Origin of the sequence: Cupriavidus pampae, assembly GCF_914271485.1 — a bacterium.
GTDB classification, from domain to species: Bacteria; Pseudomonadota; Gammaproteobacteria; order Burkholderiales; family Burkholderiaceae; genus Cupriavidus; species Cupriavidus pampae.
This window is the reverse complement of sequence record NZ_CAJZAG010000001.1, coordinates 718,088-735,192: the sequence shown is the minus strand read 5'-3', so window position 1 is coordinate 735,192 and position 17,105 is coordinate 718,088. Positions and strand designations below refer to the sequence as shown.

The following is a 17,105-nucleotide window of genomic DNA, read 5'->3' as shown; positions in this document are numbered from 1 at the left end:
GGATCACGCGGTAACGTGACACGGCCGGCATGGCTATGCATATCGATGGTCACGGCACCCGGAGAGGCGCGCCATGGCGTCGATGCACTTTCATCCGACACAGAACTGAAACCCGAACGCCCGGGCGTGCAAGCGACGACGCCTAGCGCGGCGCCAAAGGCAAGAAACGCACGCCTGCTCTCCATACGGTCCTTCATATCGAATGCCCTTTCCCGGAAATCGGCACAAAAAAAGCCCGCCGGGAACGATCCGACGGGCTTTCGTCTACGACGCAACAGCAGGTATCACCCCACCCATTTGCGCGCATTGCGGAACATGCGCATCCACGGGCTGCCGCCGTCTGGAATGTTCTTCCACGCTTCCGGCGCCCAGCTCATCGTCGATGCGCGGAACACGCGTTCCGGGTGCGGCATCAGCGCGGTGAAGCGGCCGTCCACGGTCGTCACCGAGGTGATGCCCTGCGGCGAGCCGTTCGGGTTCAGCGGATACGTCTGCGTGACGTTGCCAGCGTTGTCCACAAAGCGCAGCGCCACCTTGGTGGCGTTGATATCGCCCTGCTGCGAGAAGTCGGCGAAGCCTTCCCCGTGCGCGACCACGATGGGGATGCGGCTGCCTTCCATGCCCGCGAAGAAGATCGACGGCGATTGCTCCACCTGTACGGTCACGAAGCGCGCTTCGTACTGTTCCGACTGGTTGCGCGTGAACTTCGGCCATGCGTTCGCACCCGGGATGATCGGGGCGAGGTTGCTCAGCATCTGGCAACCATTGCACACACCCAGCGCAAACGTGTCCTGGCGGTTGAAGAACGCCGCGAACTGCTCGGCCATCTGCGCGTTGAACAGGATCGTCTTGGCCCAGCCCTCGCCGGCGCCCAGCACGTCGCCGTAGCTGAAGCCGCCGCACGCAACAAAGCCCGTGAAGTCCGCGAGGTTCGCGCGGCCGGCGATCAGGTCGCTCATATGCACGTCGTGCGCGTCAAAGCCCGCGCGATCCATGCTGTAGGCCATCTCGATCTGCGAGTTGACGCCCTGCTCGCGCAGGATCGCCACGCGCGGACGCTTGCCGGTGGCCACGTACGGCGCGGCAATATCTTCCGCCGGATCGAACGTCAGCACCGGGCTGATGCCGGGGTCCGCCGCATCGAGCACGCGCTCATATTCGCTATCGGCGCAGGCCGGGTTGTCACGCAGGCGCGCGATGCGCCAGCTCACCTCGGACCAGTTGCGCTGCAACTCACTGCGCGCGGCACCGAAGACCTTCTTGGCATCGCGATAGATCTCGATCTGATCGCTTGCGTTAGGCTTGCCGAGCACATGGCTGCATGCCGACAGATTGGCTTCGCGCAGCACCCCAAACACCGCGTCGCGTTGTTCCGCGCGCACCTGGATCACCGCGCCGAGTTCCTCGGAGAACAGCGCACGCAGCGTCTGTTCGTTGCGGCGCCCCGCGATCTGCTCCGCCCAGTTCTTGGCATCGCCGTAGTCCTGCTCCTGCGTCGGGTCGAGCGCGAGCATATCCACGTTCAACGACACACCGCAGTGGCCCGCAAAGGCCATTTCCGCCACGGCGGCCATAAAGCCACCATCGGAACGATCGTGATAAGCCAGCAGCTTGTCCTCGCGATTCAGTCGCTGAATCACGTTGAAGAAATTCTTGAGGTCCTCGGCGTTATCGACGTCGGGCACCGTGTCACCAACCTGCTGCGTCACCTGCGCGAGGATCGAGCCACCCAGGCGGTTCTTGCCACGGCCAAGGTCGATCGCAATCAGTACCGTCTCGCCCAGATCCGTGCGCAGTTGCGGCGTCAGCGTGCGATTGACGTTATCGACGGCGGCAAACGCCGAGATGATTAGCGACACCGGCGCAACCACTTCCTTGGCCACGCTCTTGCCACCTTCGTCATCCGACCACTTGGTGCGCATCGACAACGAGTCCTTGCCCACCGGAATGCTGATGCCGAGCGCCGGGCACAGCTCCATGCCCACCGCATGCACGGTGTCATACAGCTTGGCGTCTTCGCCTTCCACGCCGCATGCAGCCATCCAGTTGGCCGACAGCTTGACCTTGCCGAGATCGATCACTGGCGCCGCCGCGAGGTTCGTCAGCGCTTCGCCAATCGCCATACGACCCGACGCAGGCGCGTTGATCACGGCCAGCGGTGTGCGCTCGCCCATCGTCATCGCTTCGCCAGCCAGGCCCTTGTAGTCGAGCGTGGTCACGGCCACGTCGGCCACCGGCACCTGCCACGGACCAACCATCTGGTCGCGCGCGTTCATGCCGCCCACAGTACGGTCACCGATCGTGATCAGGAACGACTTGCTCGCCACGGTCGGATGACGCAGCACGTCATGCACGGCCTGCTCGAGCGAAATACCGGTAACGTCCACGGCCGGCAGTTCGCGCTCCACGCGCGTGACATCACGATGCATGCGCGGCGGCTTGCCGAGCAGCACATCCATCGGCATGTTGACCGGGAAGCGCTCCTTCAGTTCGGCGTCCACCTGCGCATCGACGACCTGCAACTGCTGCGCTTCGGTGGCAATACCGACCACCGCAAACGGCGCGCGCTCACGTTCGCACATCGCCTGGAACTGCGGGAAGCTGTCCGGCGCGATGGCCAGCACATAACGTTCCTGCGACTCGTTGCACCAGATTTCAGCGGGCGACAGGCCCGATTCCTCAAGGTGGATCTGGCGCAGATCGAAACGCGCGCCACGGTTCGCACCGTCCACGACCTCGGGGAACGCGTTCGATAGACCGCCCGCGCCCACGTCGTGGATCGACAGGATCGGGTTCGCGTCGCCGAGCTGCCAGCACGCGTTGATGACTTCCTGCGCGCGACGCTCCATTTCGGGGTTACCGCGCTGCACCGAATCGAAGTCGAGGTCAGCGGTGTTGGTGCCAGTTGCCATCGAGCTGGCAGCGCTGCCGCCCATGCCGATGCGCATGCCCGGGCCACCGAGCTGAATCAGCAGCGTGCCCGCGGGCAGATCGTTCTTGTGCGTGTGGGTGGCGTCGATATTGCCGATGCCGCCCGCGATCATGATCGGCTTGTGGTAACCGCGCACGGTGCCGCCGACATTCTGCTCATACACCCGGAAGTAGCCGCCGAGAATCGCGCGGCCGAATTCGTTGTTGAACGCGGCGCCGCCGATCGGGCCTTCGATCATGATCTGCAGCGGCGAGGCGATGCGATCCGGCTTGCCGGTCACGCCGGGCTTGTCGTCGGGGTTGCGATGGGCGATCGGCTGCGCGGCATTGCGCGCGTTCTCCCACGATTCCACCGCTTCCGGCAGCATCAGGTTCGATACCGTGAAGCCGGTCAGACCGGCCTTCGGCTTGCCGCCGCGACCCGTCGCGCCTTCATCGCGGATCTCGCCACCGGCACCGGTGGAGGCACCCGGGAACGGCGAAATCGCGGTCGGGTGGTTATGCGTCTCCACCTTCATCAGGGTGTGGGTCAGCGCCTCGTGACGGCCATAGCGCTGGTCGTCACCACGCGGGTACCAGCGCTCGGCAACGCCGCCCTCCATCACCGCGGAGTTGTCCGAATACGCGACGATCGAACCCTGCGGGTTCAGCTGGTGCGTATTGCGGATCATCGCGAACAGCGACTTGTCCTGGCTCACGCCGTCGATGGTCCACGTGGCGTTGAAGATCTTGTGGCGGCAATGTTCGCTGTTGGCCTGCGCGAACATCATCAGCTCGACGTCGGTCGGATTGCGCTCGAGCTTCGCGTACGCGTCCAGCAGGTAGTCAATCTCGTCATCCGAGAGCGCCAGGCCCATGGCCGTGTTGGCATCCACCAGCGCGCTGCGGCCGGCGGCGATGTCGATGAACTGCAGCGGCTTGGCCGGCAGCTCCTGGAACAGGCCGGCAGCGTCGTCGCGCGTGGCGACCACGGTTTCCGTCATGCGGTCGAACAGATGCGCGGCCACGGCGGCGCGCGTGTCGGCGTCCAGCGTCTTGCGGCCGCGCAGCAGCCCCTTCTTGCAGATCACGGTGATCTCGATGCCGCGCTCGATGCGGTGCACGTGCGTCAGGCCGCAGTTGTGCGCGATATCGGTGGCCTTGCTGGCCCACGGCGAGATCGTGCCGAAACGCGGGATCACGACGAAGCGGTCCCCCTCGGTCTGCGCGGCGAACGGTGCACCATAGGTCAGCAGCGCGCCGATGCGCGCCGCGTCGTCGGTCGACAGCGGTGCATTGGCATCGACAAAGTGCACGAACTGGCCGTGCACCGATTCGATATCGGCGTCGATCTGCTTGAGGGCGGTGAGAAGGCGTTGCTGGCGGAAGGCGGAAAGCGCCAATGGGCCGGGGAAGCACGAGAAATGCGCCATGATCGTTGCGGTCGGGAAGCAGGAGATTGGGGGCTGCGGCCGGCGGCACCGCTGGATGGGATGCCGGCTGGCGGAAAACCGCTATTGTACCTTGCCCACGACCCGATATTGCATTGCGCAACCCGACGGGAACGGACAAATGCGACCGGTCCGCCCCGCTACCCCCAATGTGGTGCAAGCCCCACCCGTCAATTCAAAGCGATGTCGCCGACCGCGCCGCCTGCTCATACAACCCCGTCAACACCCGCAACAAGCGCGCAAGTTCGCCGATCTCGACGTTTTCATCGCTCCCCTCGGTGAAATTGCTCGTCAGGCATTGCTCCCGAATCTCGCGATACCGCGCGCAGGCCTCGGTCCCCGCCTTGGTGGTGGCATAGGTCGCCTCCTTCCCCACCCGCTCCCCGTTCACCAGCCCCAGCCCCGTCAGCTTCTTCAACGCATAGGTCACCAGGTGCGTGTCCTCGACATTGAGCACAAAGCAGATATCCGCCAGCCGCTTGGCCCGCCCGCGATGATTCACGTGGTGCAGCACCAGCACGTCGAGGAACGTCAGATCCCGCACGCCCGCCGCGCCCATGCAACGCACCACCCAGCGGCTGTAAGCGTTGTAGGCGGTATTGAGCCCGAACTCGAACTCCGACAATTCGGGGCTGCGCACGGACACCAGATGCGACGACGACACGATGTTCACCCCCGCCGCGCGCGACAGCGCCTTGGTCTGGGTGGCCACCTCTTCGACCGCGATCTCCGCCGTAACCGAGGAGGCGGGAGCAGCGCTGGTGGCGGCGGGACTGTCCGACGCGGGCTTGCGAGCCATGGATAAGGTCTCCTGTGATGGCGATAGGTGAAAGCCCGATCCACATCGAGCCAATAATGGCTTGACAGTTTATTGGCAAATTCTCAGCATGAACACCACTCTGGGCATGACCCTTGCATCAAAAAATCGTTTTCGCTCACAGCGCGCCCGACGAGCCAGCGGCGCGCCACGGTAGTCAAACCCGCGCACCAACAGCGCAAGCAACACCAGGAGAGATCGAGATGCGAGTCAAGGTATTGGCAGTTGCGGCGGCAAGCCTGATGGCGGGCCTCGGGAGCATGTCGGCAGCATGGGCGGACACCAAATGGGACCTCCCCACCGGCTACCCCGTCAACAATCTGCACACCGAGAACCTCCAGAAACTGTCCGACGACGTGGCGCAGGCCACCGGCGGCAAGCTCAAGATCCAGTTGCATCCGAATGGCTCGCTGCTCAAGGCCAACGAGATCAAGCGCGGCGTGCAGACCGGTCAGGTGCAGATGGGCGAAATCCTGATGTCCACGCTGGCCAACGAGAACCCGGTGTTCGGCGTCGACGCCGTGCCCTTCCTCGCCACCAGCTACACCGACGCGTACAAGCTGTGGCAGGCCTCGCGCCCCGTCACCGAGAAGATCCTCGACCGCCAGGGCATGAAGCTGCTGTACGCGGTGGCCTGGCCGCCGCAGGGTATCTACGCCAACAAGCCGCTGACCGCCGCCGCCGACATGAAGGGCCTCAAATGGCGCGCGTACAACCCGGCTACCTCGAAGATCGCCGAGCTCGTGAACGCGCAGCCGGTCACGATCCAGGCCGCCGACCTCGCGCAGGCGCTCGCCACCGGCACCGTCAACTCGTTTATGTCGTCGGGCGCCACCGGTGTCGACACCAAGGTGTGGGAAAGCGTGAAGTACTTCTACACCGTGGACGCATGGCTGCCCAAGAACATGCTCGTGGTCAGCAAGAAGGCCTACGCCGCGCTCGACAAGCCCACGCAACTGGCCCTCGACAAGGCCGTGGCCGATGCCGAGAAGCGCGGTTGGCAGGTCTCCGAGCAGAAGACGCGCGAGTACCTCGCGGTGCTGGCCAAGAACGGCATGACCGTGGAGCCGCCGTCGGCGCAGCTCAAGGGTGACATGCAGAAGGTCGGCCAGACCATGGTCGATGAATGGGCGAAGAGTGCCGGCGACGACGGCAAGACCATTCTGGAAGCGTATCGCAAGTAAGGTCCTCGCCATGGAGCGGGACTGAATGCCGGCGGCCGCGGCCGCCGGCATAGGCATTCCTGCGCCCGCTCTGCTCCACCTGATACCACTCTCACGCCTTAGGCCGTAGCCAATATGGAAGTCCCCGTCACCCCAAAGCGCTGGCTGGACCGGCTGCTCGATCTCTGCGCCGTGCTCGGCGCGCTCTGCATTCTCGGCGTCTGCATCGTGATGATCATGATGTCGCTCTCGCGTGAGACCAACATGGCGTTCCGCGGCGGCGACGACATCGTCGCGTGGCTGTGCGCGGCGTCCGCATTCCTGGTGCTCGGCCAGACCTTCCAGCATGGCGGCATCGTGCGCGTGGAGATGCTGCTCGAAGCCGCGGGCCCGCGCCGCCGCTGGTTGCTCGAACTGGTCTCCCTGACCGTATGCCTCGTGTTCGCGGCCTATGCCACCTATGCGCTCGGCACCTTCGCGTGGCAGAGCTGGGACATTGGCGATGTGTCGCAGGGCCAGATCGTGATTCCGCTGTGGATCCCGCAAAGTTTCGCGGTCATCGGTTGCGCGGGCTTCCTGCTCGCGGTGGGCGACGAGTGGCTGCGCGTGGTGCGTGGGCAGAAGCCGCGCTACCAGCTGGCGCAGGAAGCCAAGCTTGCCGCCGGCGACTTCGGGGAGACCATCTGATGAGCACCGTCGTCGTTGCCCTCGTCCTGCTGGTCGTGATGATCGTGTTCCTCGCGCTCGGCGCATGGATCCCGGTCGCCATCGCGGTCACGTCGTGGATCGGTCTGGTCATCTTCTCCGATCACGAAGCCCTGATCAATCTCGCCAACTCCTGGTGGTCGTCGAGCGCGTCGTACACGCTCGCGTCACTCCCCCTATTCGTCTGGATGGGCGAAATCCTGTTCCGTACCAAGCTGTCGGAGCAGATGTTCAACGGCCTGTCGCCATGGCTCAACTGGCTGCCAGGCCGGCTCATGCACGTGAACATTCTGGGCTGCGGCATCTTCGGCTCGGTCTCGGGCTCGTCGGCCGCCACCTGCGCGACCATCGCCAAATCCGCACTGCCTGAGCTCACACGGCGCGGCTACGACGAGCGCATCACGCTCGGCTCGCTGTCGTGTGCGGGCACGCTAGGCATCCTGATCCCGCCGTCGATCACGATGGTGGTCTACGCGGTATCCGCGGATGTCTCGATCATCCGCGTGTTCCTGGCCGGCTTTCTGCCGGGCCTGCTGCTGATGCTGCTGTTCTCGGGCTATATCGTGGTGTGGGCCCTGCTCAATCCGAGCAAGACTCCCGCCGCCGAGACCTTCGGCTGGCGCGCGCGCATGGCGTCGATCCGCCAGTTGATGCCCTGCATCGTGCTGATCGCGTTTATCACGTGGATCATGATCGCCGGCTACTCCACCGCCACCGAGGCGGCGGCTTACGGCGTAGTGGCCTCGCTTGCGCTCGCGTGGGTCGGTGGTTCGCTGACGCGGCGCGCGTTCTGGGACAGCCTGATGTCCGCCACGCGACTGACCGCGATGATCATGTTCGTGCTGGGCGCCACGTCGTTCCTGTCCGTGACCATGAGCTTTACCGGCATTCCGCGCGCGCTGGCGGAATGGGTGGCCGCGCTACACCTGTCGCCGTGGGCGCTGATCGCGGTGCTGACCGTGATCTACATCATCCTCGGCACCGCGCTCGACGGTATCTCGATGATCGCGCTGACCACGGCCACGGTCCTGCCGATGGTGCAGGCGGCGGGCTTCGATCTGGTATGGTTCGGAATCTTCATCGTGTTGCTCGTCGAGATTGCCGAGGTGACGCCCCCGGTCGGCTTCAATCTCTTCGTGTTGCAGAGTATGACCGGCAAGGACAGCAACTACATCGCCAGAGTCTCGTTGCCGTTCTTCATGATGATGGTGCTGGCCATTGCGATGGTCACCGTGTGGCCGACGATCGTGACGTGGCTGCCCGATCTGGTCATGCAGAAGGAACTCAAATAACCGCGCACTCACCTTAACGGGCAGCACCTTAACGGGCAGCACCATAACGGGCAGCGCGGATTTCCCGGGGGGGTCGCTGACAGGGATATTCGAGCCAATATGCACGTTATCGTGATTGGGGCCGGCGCCATCGGCGTCTGCTCCGCGTGGTACCTGCGTCAGGCCGGCTTCGACGTGACCGTGCTGGAGCGGCGCGGCGCGCCGGCGCAGGAGAGCAGTTTCGGCAATGCCGGCGTGATCGCCCCGGGCTACGTCACGCCGTGGGCGGCTCCCGGCATGCCGCGCAAATTGCTCGGCATGCTGTTCAGGCACGACTCGCCCGTGCGCTTTCGTCCGAGCCTCGACCCGGCCATGTGGCGCTGGATCGCGCGCTGGCTGCGCGAATGCGAGCCGGAGCGCTATCGCGCCAACAAGCTGCGCATGCAGCGGCTCGCGTTCTACAGCCGCGACTGCCTGCACCAACTGCGCGGCGAGCTCGATATCGACTACGAACAATCGCGTGGCTACCTGCAGCTGTTCCGCACGGCACGCGATCTGGACCTTGCCGCACCGGCACTGGCGTTACTGCGCGAAAACAAGGTCGTGCACACGCTAGTGGACGCCGACGGCTGCCGCCGCATCGAGCCCGGCCTGGCGCAGGACACCGCGCTTGCGGGCGGCCTGCATCTACCTGAGGATGAATCGGGCAACTGTCCGATGTTCGTGCGCCGGCTGCACCAGCATGCGGAAGCCGCCGGCGTGCGTTTTCGCTTCGACACCGGCGTGGCGCGCGTGCGTGCATCGTCGGGCGATCGCCGCCGTGGTGGCGTGGACAGCGCCGGGGGCATCGGCCGCGTGGGTGCCGATGGCCGCATCGTCGTCGAACTGAAGCCCACGCAACGCGGCGCCGCCGCGGAGTCGCTGAGCGCGGATCGCGTACTGGTCTGCGCGGGCGTGGGCAGCGCGACGCTGCTGCGGCCGCTGGGACTGCGCGTGCCGCTCTATCCGGTCAAGGGTTACTCGGCCACCGTGATGGTGCGCGATGAACTGCAGGCCCCGCTCGGCGCGCTGATGGACGAATCGTTCAAGGTGGCCATCACGCGCATGGGCAATCGCCTGCGTGTGGCCGGCACGGCCGAACTCGGCACGCGCAAGCTCGATCTGCGTCAGGATGCGCTGCGCACGCTGATCCGCGTGGCGCGCGACTGGTTTCCGGTGGCTGGGTCGTATCAGGATGCCACGTTGTGGGCCGGCGCGCGGCCGATGCTGCCGGACGGTCCGCCGTTGATTGGCGCCACCTCGGTGCCGGGCGTCTTCCTCAATCTCGGCCATGGTTCGACGGGCTGGGCCATGGCCTGCGGCTCGGGCAAGATCGCCGCCGATCAGCTCGCCGCCAGCGCGGGCACCGGCGATGGCCCCGCGCTCGATATGGAAGGGCTGACGCCCGCGCGGTATAGACTCGCGTGACCAGCCTCACCGGACCAGCGCGCCGGCAGCGCAGTCCCGTTGAGGCTCGCCAGACAACGCACCGCTTGGACGCACTCGCATGAATACAGCCTCGTCTACCTCGTCCGCCGTCGCAGCCGCAACGGCGACAACCACCGCGACCGCCACGTCCATGGCGCATGCCACCGCTACCACCAGCGAACCGGTCGCGACAGCCACGGCATCTGATGACTGGTTCGCGCTCGACGCCGCCGACACCACGGCATCGACCCCGCTCTACGACGTGGCCACACTCCGCGCCATCGAACAGGCCGGCCTCGACAGCCTGCCGCCGTTCACGCTGATGGCCCGCGCCGGTGCCGCCGCGGCGGACTGGATCGCGCGGCATGCGCCAGCGGGCAAGGTGCTATGTCTCGCGGGCGCCGGCAACAACGGCGGCGATGCGCTGGTCGCGGCCACGCGGCTGCATCAGGCGGGCCGGCGCGTGGAAGCGTGGCTCACCGGCGTCCCCGATCGCCTGCCCGCGGACGCCGCGCGCGCCTGGGCGGAAGCGCGCGCGGCGGGCGTCCCGGTGCTCGCGATGGCGCAGGATGAAAGCGCCGCCCTGCCACCGTGGCCCGCCGACTGCGTAGCCATTGCGGACGGCCTGCTCGGCATCGGGCTCAATCGTCCCGCGCAAGGCCAGGCGGCCCGCTGGATCGAGCACGTCAACGCGTCGGGCCTGCCGGTGTTCGCGCTCGATATCCCGAGCGGACTGTTTGCCGATACCGGCCTTGGCCAGCCCGCGATTCGCGCGCAACGCACCCTCACATTCCTCACCGCCAAACCGGGCCTGCTCACGCTAGACGGCCGCGACTGCGCGGGCGCGCTCGATATCGCGCCGCTGGGCCTCGCCTATCCGCCCATGCAGGTACCGACCGCCATCGTCAATCAGCCCGCCGGCTTCGCGGCCACGCTGCCCGCGCGCGCGCACGCGGCCAACAAGGGCCACTTCGGCCAGCTCGCGGTAATCGGCGGCAGTGTCGGCATGACCGGCGCCCCGCTGCTCGGCGCGCGCGCCGCGCTGTACCTCGGCGCAGGGCGCGTGCATATCGGTTTTCTCGCCGACAACGCTCCGTCGGCCGATTTTGTGCATCCGGAACTGATGCTCCATGCCGTGGCACGCGTGGCCACCGGCGCGATGTCGGCACTGGTGATCGGCCCGGGCATGGGCACTGGCGCGGAAAGCGCCACCGCCCTCGCCGCGCTGCTGGACGCATGCGTCAAGGCCGAGCACCGGCCCGCGCTCGTGCTCGACGCCGATGCCCTGAACCTGCTCGCCGCCGACGCGGCCCTGGCCGCACGCTTGATCGCCAGCGGTCTGCCCTGCGTGCTCACCCCGCACCCACTCGAAGCCGCGCGCCTGCTTGGCGTCAGCGTCCCCGAGGTACAGCGCGACCGCCTGGCCGCCGCCAGGGCATTGGCCCAGCAATGGCGCGCGGTCGTGGTGCTCAAAGGCTCAGGCACGATCGTCGCCGCGCCGGATGGGGGTACACCACCGCCCGTCATCAACCCCACCGGCAATGCCGCGCTCGCGACGGCCGGCACCGGCGATGTGCTCGCGGGCATGACCGGCGCGCTGCTTGCGCAAGGCATGGCGACGCACGCCGCGGCTTGCGCGGCGGTCTGGATCCACGGCCGCGCCGCGGATGCCTTCGTCGCCGCAGGGCTCGGCCCCGCAGGCATGACCGCAAGCGAACTGTACGGTCCCGCACGTCAAATTCTGAACGCGCTGCTGCGCGGCGCCCCGGCCTGAAACAATCGGGCCGGCACGAACCGTTGCGAGCACTTTCACGACGCGCCGTAACAGCTTGTCACACGATGGCACCCCTAGTCGGACAACGCCCGATAGGGACAACCACATTTGCCTGCTATCGTTGCGCGACACCTGCTGAACAACGATGGCAAACGCACGGACTTCGTGCGTTTGCGGCCTGTAGTTTGCATATAAGCTAGCGCTATACTCCCGCATCCCGCGCCATCACCGCGGGGCGGAACCAACGACCTATTCCCGAGATTGCATGCCGACAGATCTACACGCCTGGAATGCCCTCCTGCAGCATCACGACACCATTCGCGATACCCCCATGCGCGAATGGTTCGACGACGCCAATGCCGAACGCCGCGTGTCGGCCTTCTCCGTGGAGGCCGCTGGCCTGTATCTCGATTACTCGAAGAACCGCATCACGCCCGAGACGTTCGACCTGCTGATGCGCCTGGCCGAAGAAGCCGGCGTACCCTGCCGGCGCGAAGCGATGTTCACGGGCGAACATATCAACGCCACCGAAGATCGCGCGGCCCTGCATGTGGCCCTGCGCGCGCTGCCGGACGCCCCCTTCCGCGTCGACGGGGTCTCGGTCATGCCCGGCATCCATGACGTGCTGCGCCGCATGCAGGACTTCTCCGAGCGCGTGCGCGGCGGCAAATGGACCGGCCATACCGGCGAGACCATCACCGATGTCGTCAATATCGGCATCGGCGGTTCCGACCTCGGCCCGCGCATGGTCTGCCGCGCGCTGGCCCACCTCGCGGACCGCGTCGGCCCGCGCATGCATTTTGTTTCGAACGTCGATGGCACCGAGCTCGCCGAAACGCTCGTGCGCCTGAACCCGGCACGCACGCTCGTGATCGTCTGCTCCAAGACCTTCACCACGCTCGAGACCATGGCCAATGCCTGCAGCATGCGGGACTGGTTCCTGACCCATGGCGTGCCCGAGCACCACCTCGCGTGCCATTTTGTCGCGGTGTCGACGAATACCGAAGCCGTGCGCAAGTTCGGCATCGACCCCGCCAATATGTTCGAATTCTGGGACTGGATTGGCGGCCGCTTCTCGCTGTGGTCGTCGGTCGGCCTGTCGATCGCGCTCGCGGTGGGCTTCGATGCGTTCGAGGACCTGCTGCGCGGCGCACGCGCGATGGACGATCACTTCCGCACCGCGCCACTCGCGCAGAACATGCCGGTGGTCATGGCCATGCTCGGCATCTGGTACCGCAACTTCTTCAACATGCCGACCAGCTGCATGGCGCCGTACTCGACGTCGCTCGAGCTGTTCCCCGCGTTCCTGCAGCAACTGGAGATGGAGAGCAACGGCAAGTCGGTACAGCTCGATGGCCGCCACGTGCGCGCGCATACCTCGCCGGTGGTCTGGGGCACGGCGGGCACGAATGGCCAGCATGCCTACTTCCAGATGATCCACCAGGGCTCGCAGATCGTGCCGGTGGACTTCGTCGCGCCGCTGGTGCCGCCGCGCGAACTGCCGGGCCATCACGCCAAGCTGCTTGCCAACTGCTTCGCGCAGGCGGAGGCGCTGATGCGCGGCCGTAGCGCGGAAGAGCTGCACGCGGCAGGCGTAACAGACCCCGCGCGCGTGCCGCATATGGTGTTCGAGGGTAACCGTCCGAGCAATACGCTACTGATGGAAGACCTCACGCCGCACGTGCTCGGCGCGCTGATCGCGCTCTACGAACACCGCACGTTCGTGCAGGGCGTGGTCTGGAATATCAACTCGTTCGATCAGTGGGGCGTCGAGCTCGGCAAAATCCTCGCGCGCCCGATCGAGGGTGAATTGAAAGGCGACGGGAGCGACGGCAGTGACGTCAGCGATGGCGCGCACGACGCGTCCACGCGCTCGCTGATTGCCCGCGCACGCGCGGTGCTGTCGCGTCAGACCTCGGTGCCGAGCAACTGATCGCTGGCGACGCGGCCCGCTTCGATCGTCAGCATGCGACCGCAGCGCGCGGCCACCGAGCGATCGTGCGTCACCAGCACGAGCGTGGAACCGGCATCGCGATTGAGCTCGAACATCAGCGCAATCACTGCCTCGCCGGTCGATGTATCGAGACTGCCGGTGGGCTCGTCGGCGAACAGGATGTCCGGCCGCGCCACAAATGCGCGCGCCAGCGCCACGCGCTGCTGCTCGCCGCCCGACAGCGTGCGCGGATAGTGCGAGAGCCGCGCGCTCAGACCCACACGCCCGAGCATCTCCACCGCGCGCTCGCGCACACGATCGGTCTCGCCGCGCAGCTCCAGCGGCAACATCACGTTTTCCAGTGCGGTCAGGTGACCGACCAGCTGGAACGACTGGAACACGAATCCCACATGGCGGCCGCGCAGCGCGGCACGCTGGTCTTCGTTGAGCTTGAACAGATCCTGGCCATGCAGCTTGACCGCGCCGGTACTCGGCAGATCGAGCCCGGCCAGCAGGCCGAGCAGCGTCGACTTGCCCGATCCCGAGGCCCCGACGATGGCCAGCGTCTCGCCCGGCGTGACGGAAAACGAGACGTCGTGCAAAATCGTCAGCGAACCCGTCGCGTCAGCTACGGTCTTTCCTAGTGACTCGACAGCGAGAATGGAAGAAGACATGGGCAAGAAATCCGGGAGTGGTTGGAGCAACGCCATCAAGGTAGCATGCGGCGTCGCCATTGGCATGGCGATCGGCGTCGGCACGGCATGGTTATCGGTGATGCCCGCGCAAGCCGCTACGGCCGCGCCAGCGTCGGTACCGGTGTCCGCGGGACCCGCGTTGCTGGTGTTGGGGGACAGCCTGTCCGCCGAATACGGCCTCACACGAGGCACCGGCTGGGTCACGCTACTGCAGGATCGCCTGCGCACGGAGCGGTTCGATTATAGCGTCGTGAACGCGAGCATCAGCGGCGAGACGACGGTTGGCGGCAAGACGCGCCTGCCGGATCTGATCAAGCGCCACAAGCCGGCGGTAGTGATTGTGGAATTGGGCGCGAACGATGCGCTGCGTGGGCTCTCGCTGCAAAGCACCGAGGCCAATCTGCGCGACATCCTCGCTACCGCGCAGAAGGCCGGCGCGCGTGTGGTGTTGGTCGGCATGCGTATCCCACCGAATTACGGACAGGACTACACGGAGCGATTCTTCGCGCTGTATGGGAAGCTGGCGCAGGAGTATCGCGCCGCGCTGGTGCCGTTTTTTCTGGATAAGGTGATCACCCACCCAGACTGGTTTCAGGACGACCGCATTCACCCGAATGCGACCGCGCAGCCCACGTTGCTGGACAACGTGTGGCCGCAACTGAAACCACTGCTGAAATCCAACGCCGGGAAATAACGCCGGATAAAGACATAGCGCCGGATGTTCTTGCAGCCCCCTCCCCATGGGAGAGGGCTGCACGCTGTTACTGCGCTTGCCCTTCGCTTGCGTCTGAGGAAGCTGCGGCAATCGGACGCAGGATCTTCACCTTCGACTCGGCCTTGAGGCTTTCGTAGTACGCATTCAGATCGGCCTGACCGACCAGCTGCGCCAGTTGCTGGGCTTCAGCCTGACGTTGCTCGGGCTTCGGCTGCGTCGGCGTGCTGACCTTATTGATGCGATAGATCGCATAACCGTCGCTGCCCAGATCGACACCAACGAATGCCGGCAGCTTCAGCGCATCGGCGCGCATGATCGCTTCGGCAGCCTTCGGCGGAATGTTGTCGCCGCGCGTACGCGATACCGTAATCGATGCGCCGAAGCCTGCCGTCGCCGGATCCTTCTTCAGCGCCTCGAGCTTCGCCACACCATCCTTCTGTGCCAGTTCGGCGGCCTGCTGCGCGACGTAAGCCGCGCGCACCTGCGCCTCGACATCTTCGAACTTGCGCACCGACGACGGACGATAGTCCACCACACGTGCCGACACCAGCGTGGTCGGGTTCACCTGCACGGCCTCGATATTGCGCTTGTTCTTCAGCGAGTCCTCGCTGAACAACGCCTTCAGCACCTTCTCGTTGTTGAGCGGGCTTTGCGCGCCAAGCTTCGGGTTCGGCTGGCGCGTGACGTCGTCGGCGGTCTGGATCTGCAGGTGGAACTTGTCGGCGGCCGGCTTGAGGCTTTCCGACTGCTCGTACACGAGGTTACCGAACGCGTCGGCCTGCTCCTGATACGCCTTGGCCGCAAGCTGCTTGCGCAGTTCACCCTCGAGCTCGGTCTTCACCGCTTCCAGCGGCTGTACCGCGGCCGGCTTGATCTCGTCGAGCTTGATGATGTGATAACCGTAGTCGGTTTCCACCACGTCGCTGATCTGGCCCGGCTTGAGCGCGTACATCGCGTCCTCGAACGGCTTGACCAGCGCGCCGCGACCCATAAAGCCGAGGTCGCCGCCCTTTTCCGCGGAACCCGGATCCTGCGACTGCTTCTTCGCCACGTCCGCGAACGTTTCCGGATGCTTGCGCAGGTCGTCGAGCAACTTGGTCGCGCGCGCCTTCGCGGCGGCACGATCGGCGGCCGGCGCATCCTTCGGCGACGCGATCAGGATATGGCTCGCACGGCGTTGCTCTTCGGTCTTGAAGCGCTGGAGATTGCTCTCGTAGTAGGACTTCAGCTGCTCCGGCGTCACCGTCTGCGAGGCCGCCAGCGCGTCGCCCGACAGCACGATGTACTCGACCTTGGCCTGCTCGGGAATCGCGTACGCCGAGGTATGCGCGTCGTAGTACGCCTTCAGTGCCGCCGCATCGGGCGTGACCTTCGCCGTGAAATCGGCGGGCTTGATCACGAGTGCCTGCACGTCACGCTCCTGGTCGCGCACGGCGAGCAGGCGGTCGAGCAGCGACTTCGGCATAAAGCCCGTGGTCGACACGGCGGCGCTGAGCTGCTGCGTGGCGAGGTCGAAGCGCATACGCGCATCGAGCTGCTCCGGCGTCATGCCCTGCGCGGCCAGCAGCTGCACGTAGGCCTTGTCGTCGAACTTGCCGTCGGCGGTCTTCAGTTGCGCGATCGCGGGAATGCTCTGGATCGCGGCGGCGACTTCCGCGTCGGACACGGTCAGGTGCTCGCGCGCGACGGTGGAGGACACCACGCGTTGCAGGATCAGCTGATCGAGCACGGCCTGACGTGCGGCGGCGCCTTCGAACTGGCGCGGGTCGTAGCTCGCGCCGAGAATCTGGCGCATGCGCTCGGTCTGGTCGCGCACGACGTTGTCCACTTCCTGAACCGAGATGGCGCGACCATCGACCTTCGCGACATCATGCGAACTGTCCATGAAGCGCGAATAGCTTTCGACGCCGAAGAAGACGAACGACGGGAAGACGAGCACCAGCAGCAGCAGAAGCATCAGGCGCCGGTTATTGCGTACGAAATCAAGCATGCTGATTCGGGTAAGGGGTTGGCACGAAGGTCAAACTTCGCGATTCTATCAGGAGAGACACCCAATACCTGTCAGTTTCGGCGACCAATGAAAAACGCCCGCGATTGCGGGCGTTTTTCATAAGCTGGCGGAGTGGACGGGACTCGCCCCCGCAACCCACGCCGTGACAGGCCGGTATTCTAACCAACTGAACTACCACTCCTGTGTCGGTGCC

Annotated in this window: 11 protein-coding genes and 1 tRNA gene; 7 read left to right on the top strand and 5 right to left on the bottom strand. The window is 65.7% G+C overall.

All coding sequences use genetic code 11. From position 1 onward, the window contains the following. Nucleotides 1-284: 284 nt before the first annotated feature. Together purL and LDO41_RS03190 are read right to left on the bottom strand one after the other, a co-directional pair. The gene (gene purL, locus LDO41_RS03195; protein ID WP_223981732.1) at nt 285-4,343 is read right to left on the bottom strand and encodes a phosphoribosylformylglycinamidine synthase; all 4,059 of its coding nucleotides are present in this window, start codon (nt 4,341-4,343) and stop codon (nt 285-287) included. Between the two features lie 193 nt (nt 4,344-4,536). Beyond that, nucleotides 4,537-5,160 carry a winged helix DNA-binding protein gene (locus LDO41_RS03190; RefSeq protein ID WP_223981729.1) on the bottom strand — a complete coding sequence of 208 codons (624 nt, stop codon included), beginning with the start codon at nt 5,158-5,160 and terminating at the stop codon, nt 4,537-4,539. 221 nt (nt 5,161-5,381) lie between these two features. Between LDO41_RS03190 and LDO41_RS03185 the strand changes: the two genes are divergently transcribed. From LDO41_RS03185 to pgi, 6 genes are all read left to right on the top strand, one after another. Beyond that, on the top strand, nt 5,382-6,362 hold the full coding sequence (locus tag LDO41_RS03185; protein WP_223981726.1) for a TRAP transporter substrate-binding protein: 981 nt from the start codon (nt 5,382-5,384) through the stop codon (nt 6,360-6,362). A gap of 114 nt (nt 6,363-6,476) precedes the next feature. Further along, a complete protein-coding gene (locus tag LDO41_RS03180; protein WP_223981723.1) occupies nt 6,477-7,028 on the top strand; it encodes a TRAP transporter small permease subunit in 552 nt (183 codons plus the stop codon). Beyond that, complete coding sequence (locus LDO41_RS03175; RefSeq protein WP_223981720.1) at nt 7,028-8,338, top strand: TRAP transporter large permease; 1,311 nt, start codon at nt 7,028-7,030, stop codon at nt 8,336-8,338. The genes LDO41_RS03180 and LDO41_RS03175 overlap by 1 nt, the downstream gene beginning before the upstream one ends. A 99-nt stretch (nt 8,339-8,437) precedes the next feature. Then, nucleotides 8,438-9,784 carry a D-amino acid dehydrogenase gene (locus LDO41_RS03170; RefSeq protein ID WP_223981717.1) on the top strand — a complete coding sequence of 449 codons (1,347 nt, stop codon included), beginning with the start codon at nt 8,438-8,440 and terminating at the stop codon, nt 9,782-9,784. Nucleotides 9,785-9,935: 151 nt separating this feature from the next. Next, complete coding sequence (locus LDO41_RS03165; protein ID WP_223982357.1) at nt 9,936-11,558, top strand: NAD(P)H-hydrate dehydratase; 1,623 nt, start codon at nt 9,936-9,938, stop codon at nt 11,556-11,558. Between the two features lie 265 nt (nt 11,559-11,823). Further along, nucleotides 11,824-13,491 (top strand): glucose-6-phosphate isomerase, encoded by a 1,668-nt coding sequence (pgi, locus tag LDO41_RS03160; protein WP_223981714.1) that lies wholly within the window; start codon nt 11,824-11,826, stop codon nt 13,489-13,491. On the opposite strand, the gene LDO41_RS03155 is transcribed toward pgi, so the two are convergent. After that, nucleotides 13,467-14,165: an ABC transporter ATP-binding protein gene (locus LDO41_RS03155; RefSeq protein WP_223981711.1), complete on the bottom strand. Its 699-nt coding sequence runs from the start codon at nt 14,163-14,165 to the stop codon at nt 13,467-13,469. The two genes, pgi and LDO41_RS03155, sit on opposite strands and share 25 nt — an antisense overlap. 100 nt (nt 14,166-14,265) lie before the next feature. On the opposite strand from LDO41_RS03155, the gene LDO41_RS03150 reads away from it, so the two are divergent. Further along, nucleotides 14,266-14,880 carry an arylesterase gene (locus tag LDO41_RS03150; protein WP_223982354.1) on the top strand — a complete coding sequence of 205 codons (615 nt, stop codon included), beginning with the start codon at nt 14,266-14,268 and terminating at the stop codon, nt 14,878-14,880. Nucleotides 14,881-14,947: 67 nt separating this feature from the next. On the opposite strand, the gene LDO41_RS03145 is transcribed toward LDO41_RS03150, so the two are convergent. Next, nucleotides 14,948-16,891, bottom strand: coding sequence for a SurA N-terminal domain-containing protein (locus tag LDO41_RS03145; RefSeq protein ID WP_223981708.1), 1,944 nt, complete (start codon nt 16,889-16,891; stop codon nt 14,948-14,950). Nucleotides 16,892-17,016: 125 nt separating this feature from the next. After that, nucleotides 17,017-17,093: transfer RNA gene (locus LDO41_RS03140), tRNA-Asp, on the bottom strand. Nucleotides 17,094-17,105 lie beyond the last annotated feature (12 nt).

Coding starts and splice junctions, on each gene's coding strand:
- LDO41_RS03185 (WP_223981726.1), top strand. CDS start 5,382: ATGCGAGTCAAGGTATTGGCAGTTGCGGCGGCAAGCCTGATGGCGGGC.
- LDO41_RS03175 (WP_223981720.1), top strand. CDS start 7,028: ATGAGCACCGTCGTCGTTGCCCTCGTCCTGCTGGTCGTGATGATCGTG.
- LDO41_RS03155 (WP_223981711.1), bottom strand. CDS start 14,165: ATGTCTTCTTCCATTCTCGCTGTCGAGTCACTAGGAAAGACCGTAGCT.
- LDO41_RS03145 (WP_223981708.1), bottom strand. CDS start 16,891: ATGCTTGATTTCGTACGCAATAACCGGCGCCTGATGCTTCTGCTGCTG.
- LDO41_RS03165 (WP_223982357.1), top strand. CDS start 9,936: ATGGCGCATGCCACCGCTACCACCAGCGAACCGGTCGCGACAGCCACG.
- pgi (WP_223981714.1), top strand. CDS start 11,824: ATGCCGACAGATCTACACGCCTGGAATGCCCTCCTGCAGCATCACGAC.
- purL (WP_223981732.1), bottom strand. CDS start 4,343: ATGGCGCATTTCTCGTGCTTCCCCGGCCCATTGGCGCTTTCCGCCTTC.
- LDO41_RS03150 (WP_223982354.1), top strand. CDS start 14,266: ATGCCCGCGCAAGCCGCTACGGCCGCGCCAGCGTCGGTACCGGTGTCC.
- LDO41_RS03190 (WP_223981729.1), bottom strand. CDS start 5,160: ATGGCTCGCAAGCCCGCGTCGGACAGTCCCGCCGCCACCAGCGCTGCT.
- LDO41_RS03170 (WP_223981717.1), top strand. CDS start 8,438: ATGCACGTTATCGTGATTGGGGCCGGCGCCATCGGCGTCTGCTCCGCG.
- LDO41_RS03180 (WP_223981723.1), top strand. CDS start 6,477: ATGGAAGTCCCCGTCACCCCAAAGCGCTGGCTGGACCGGCTGCTCGAT.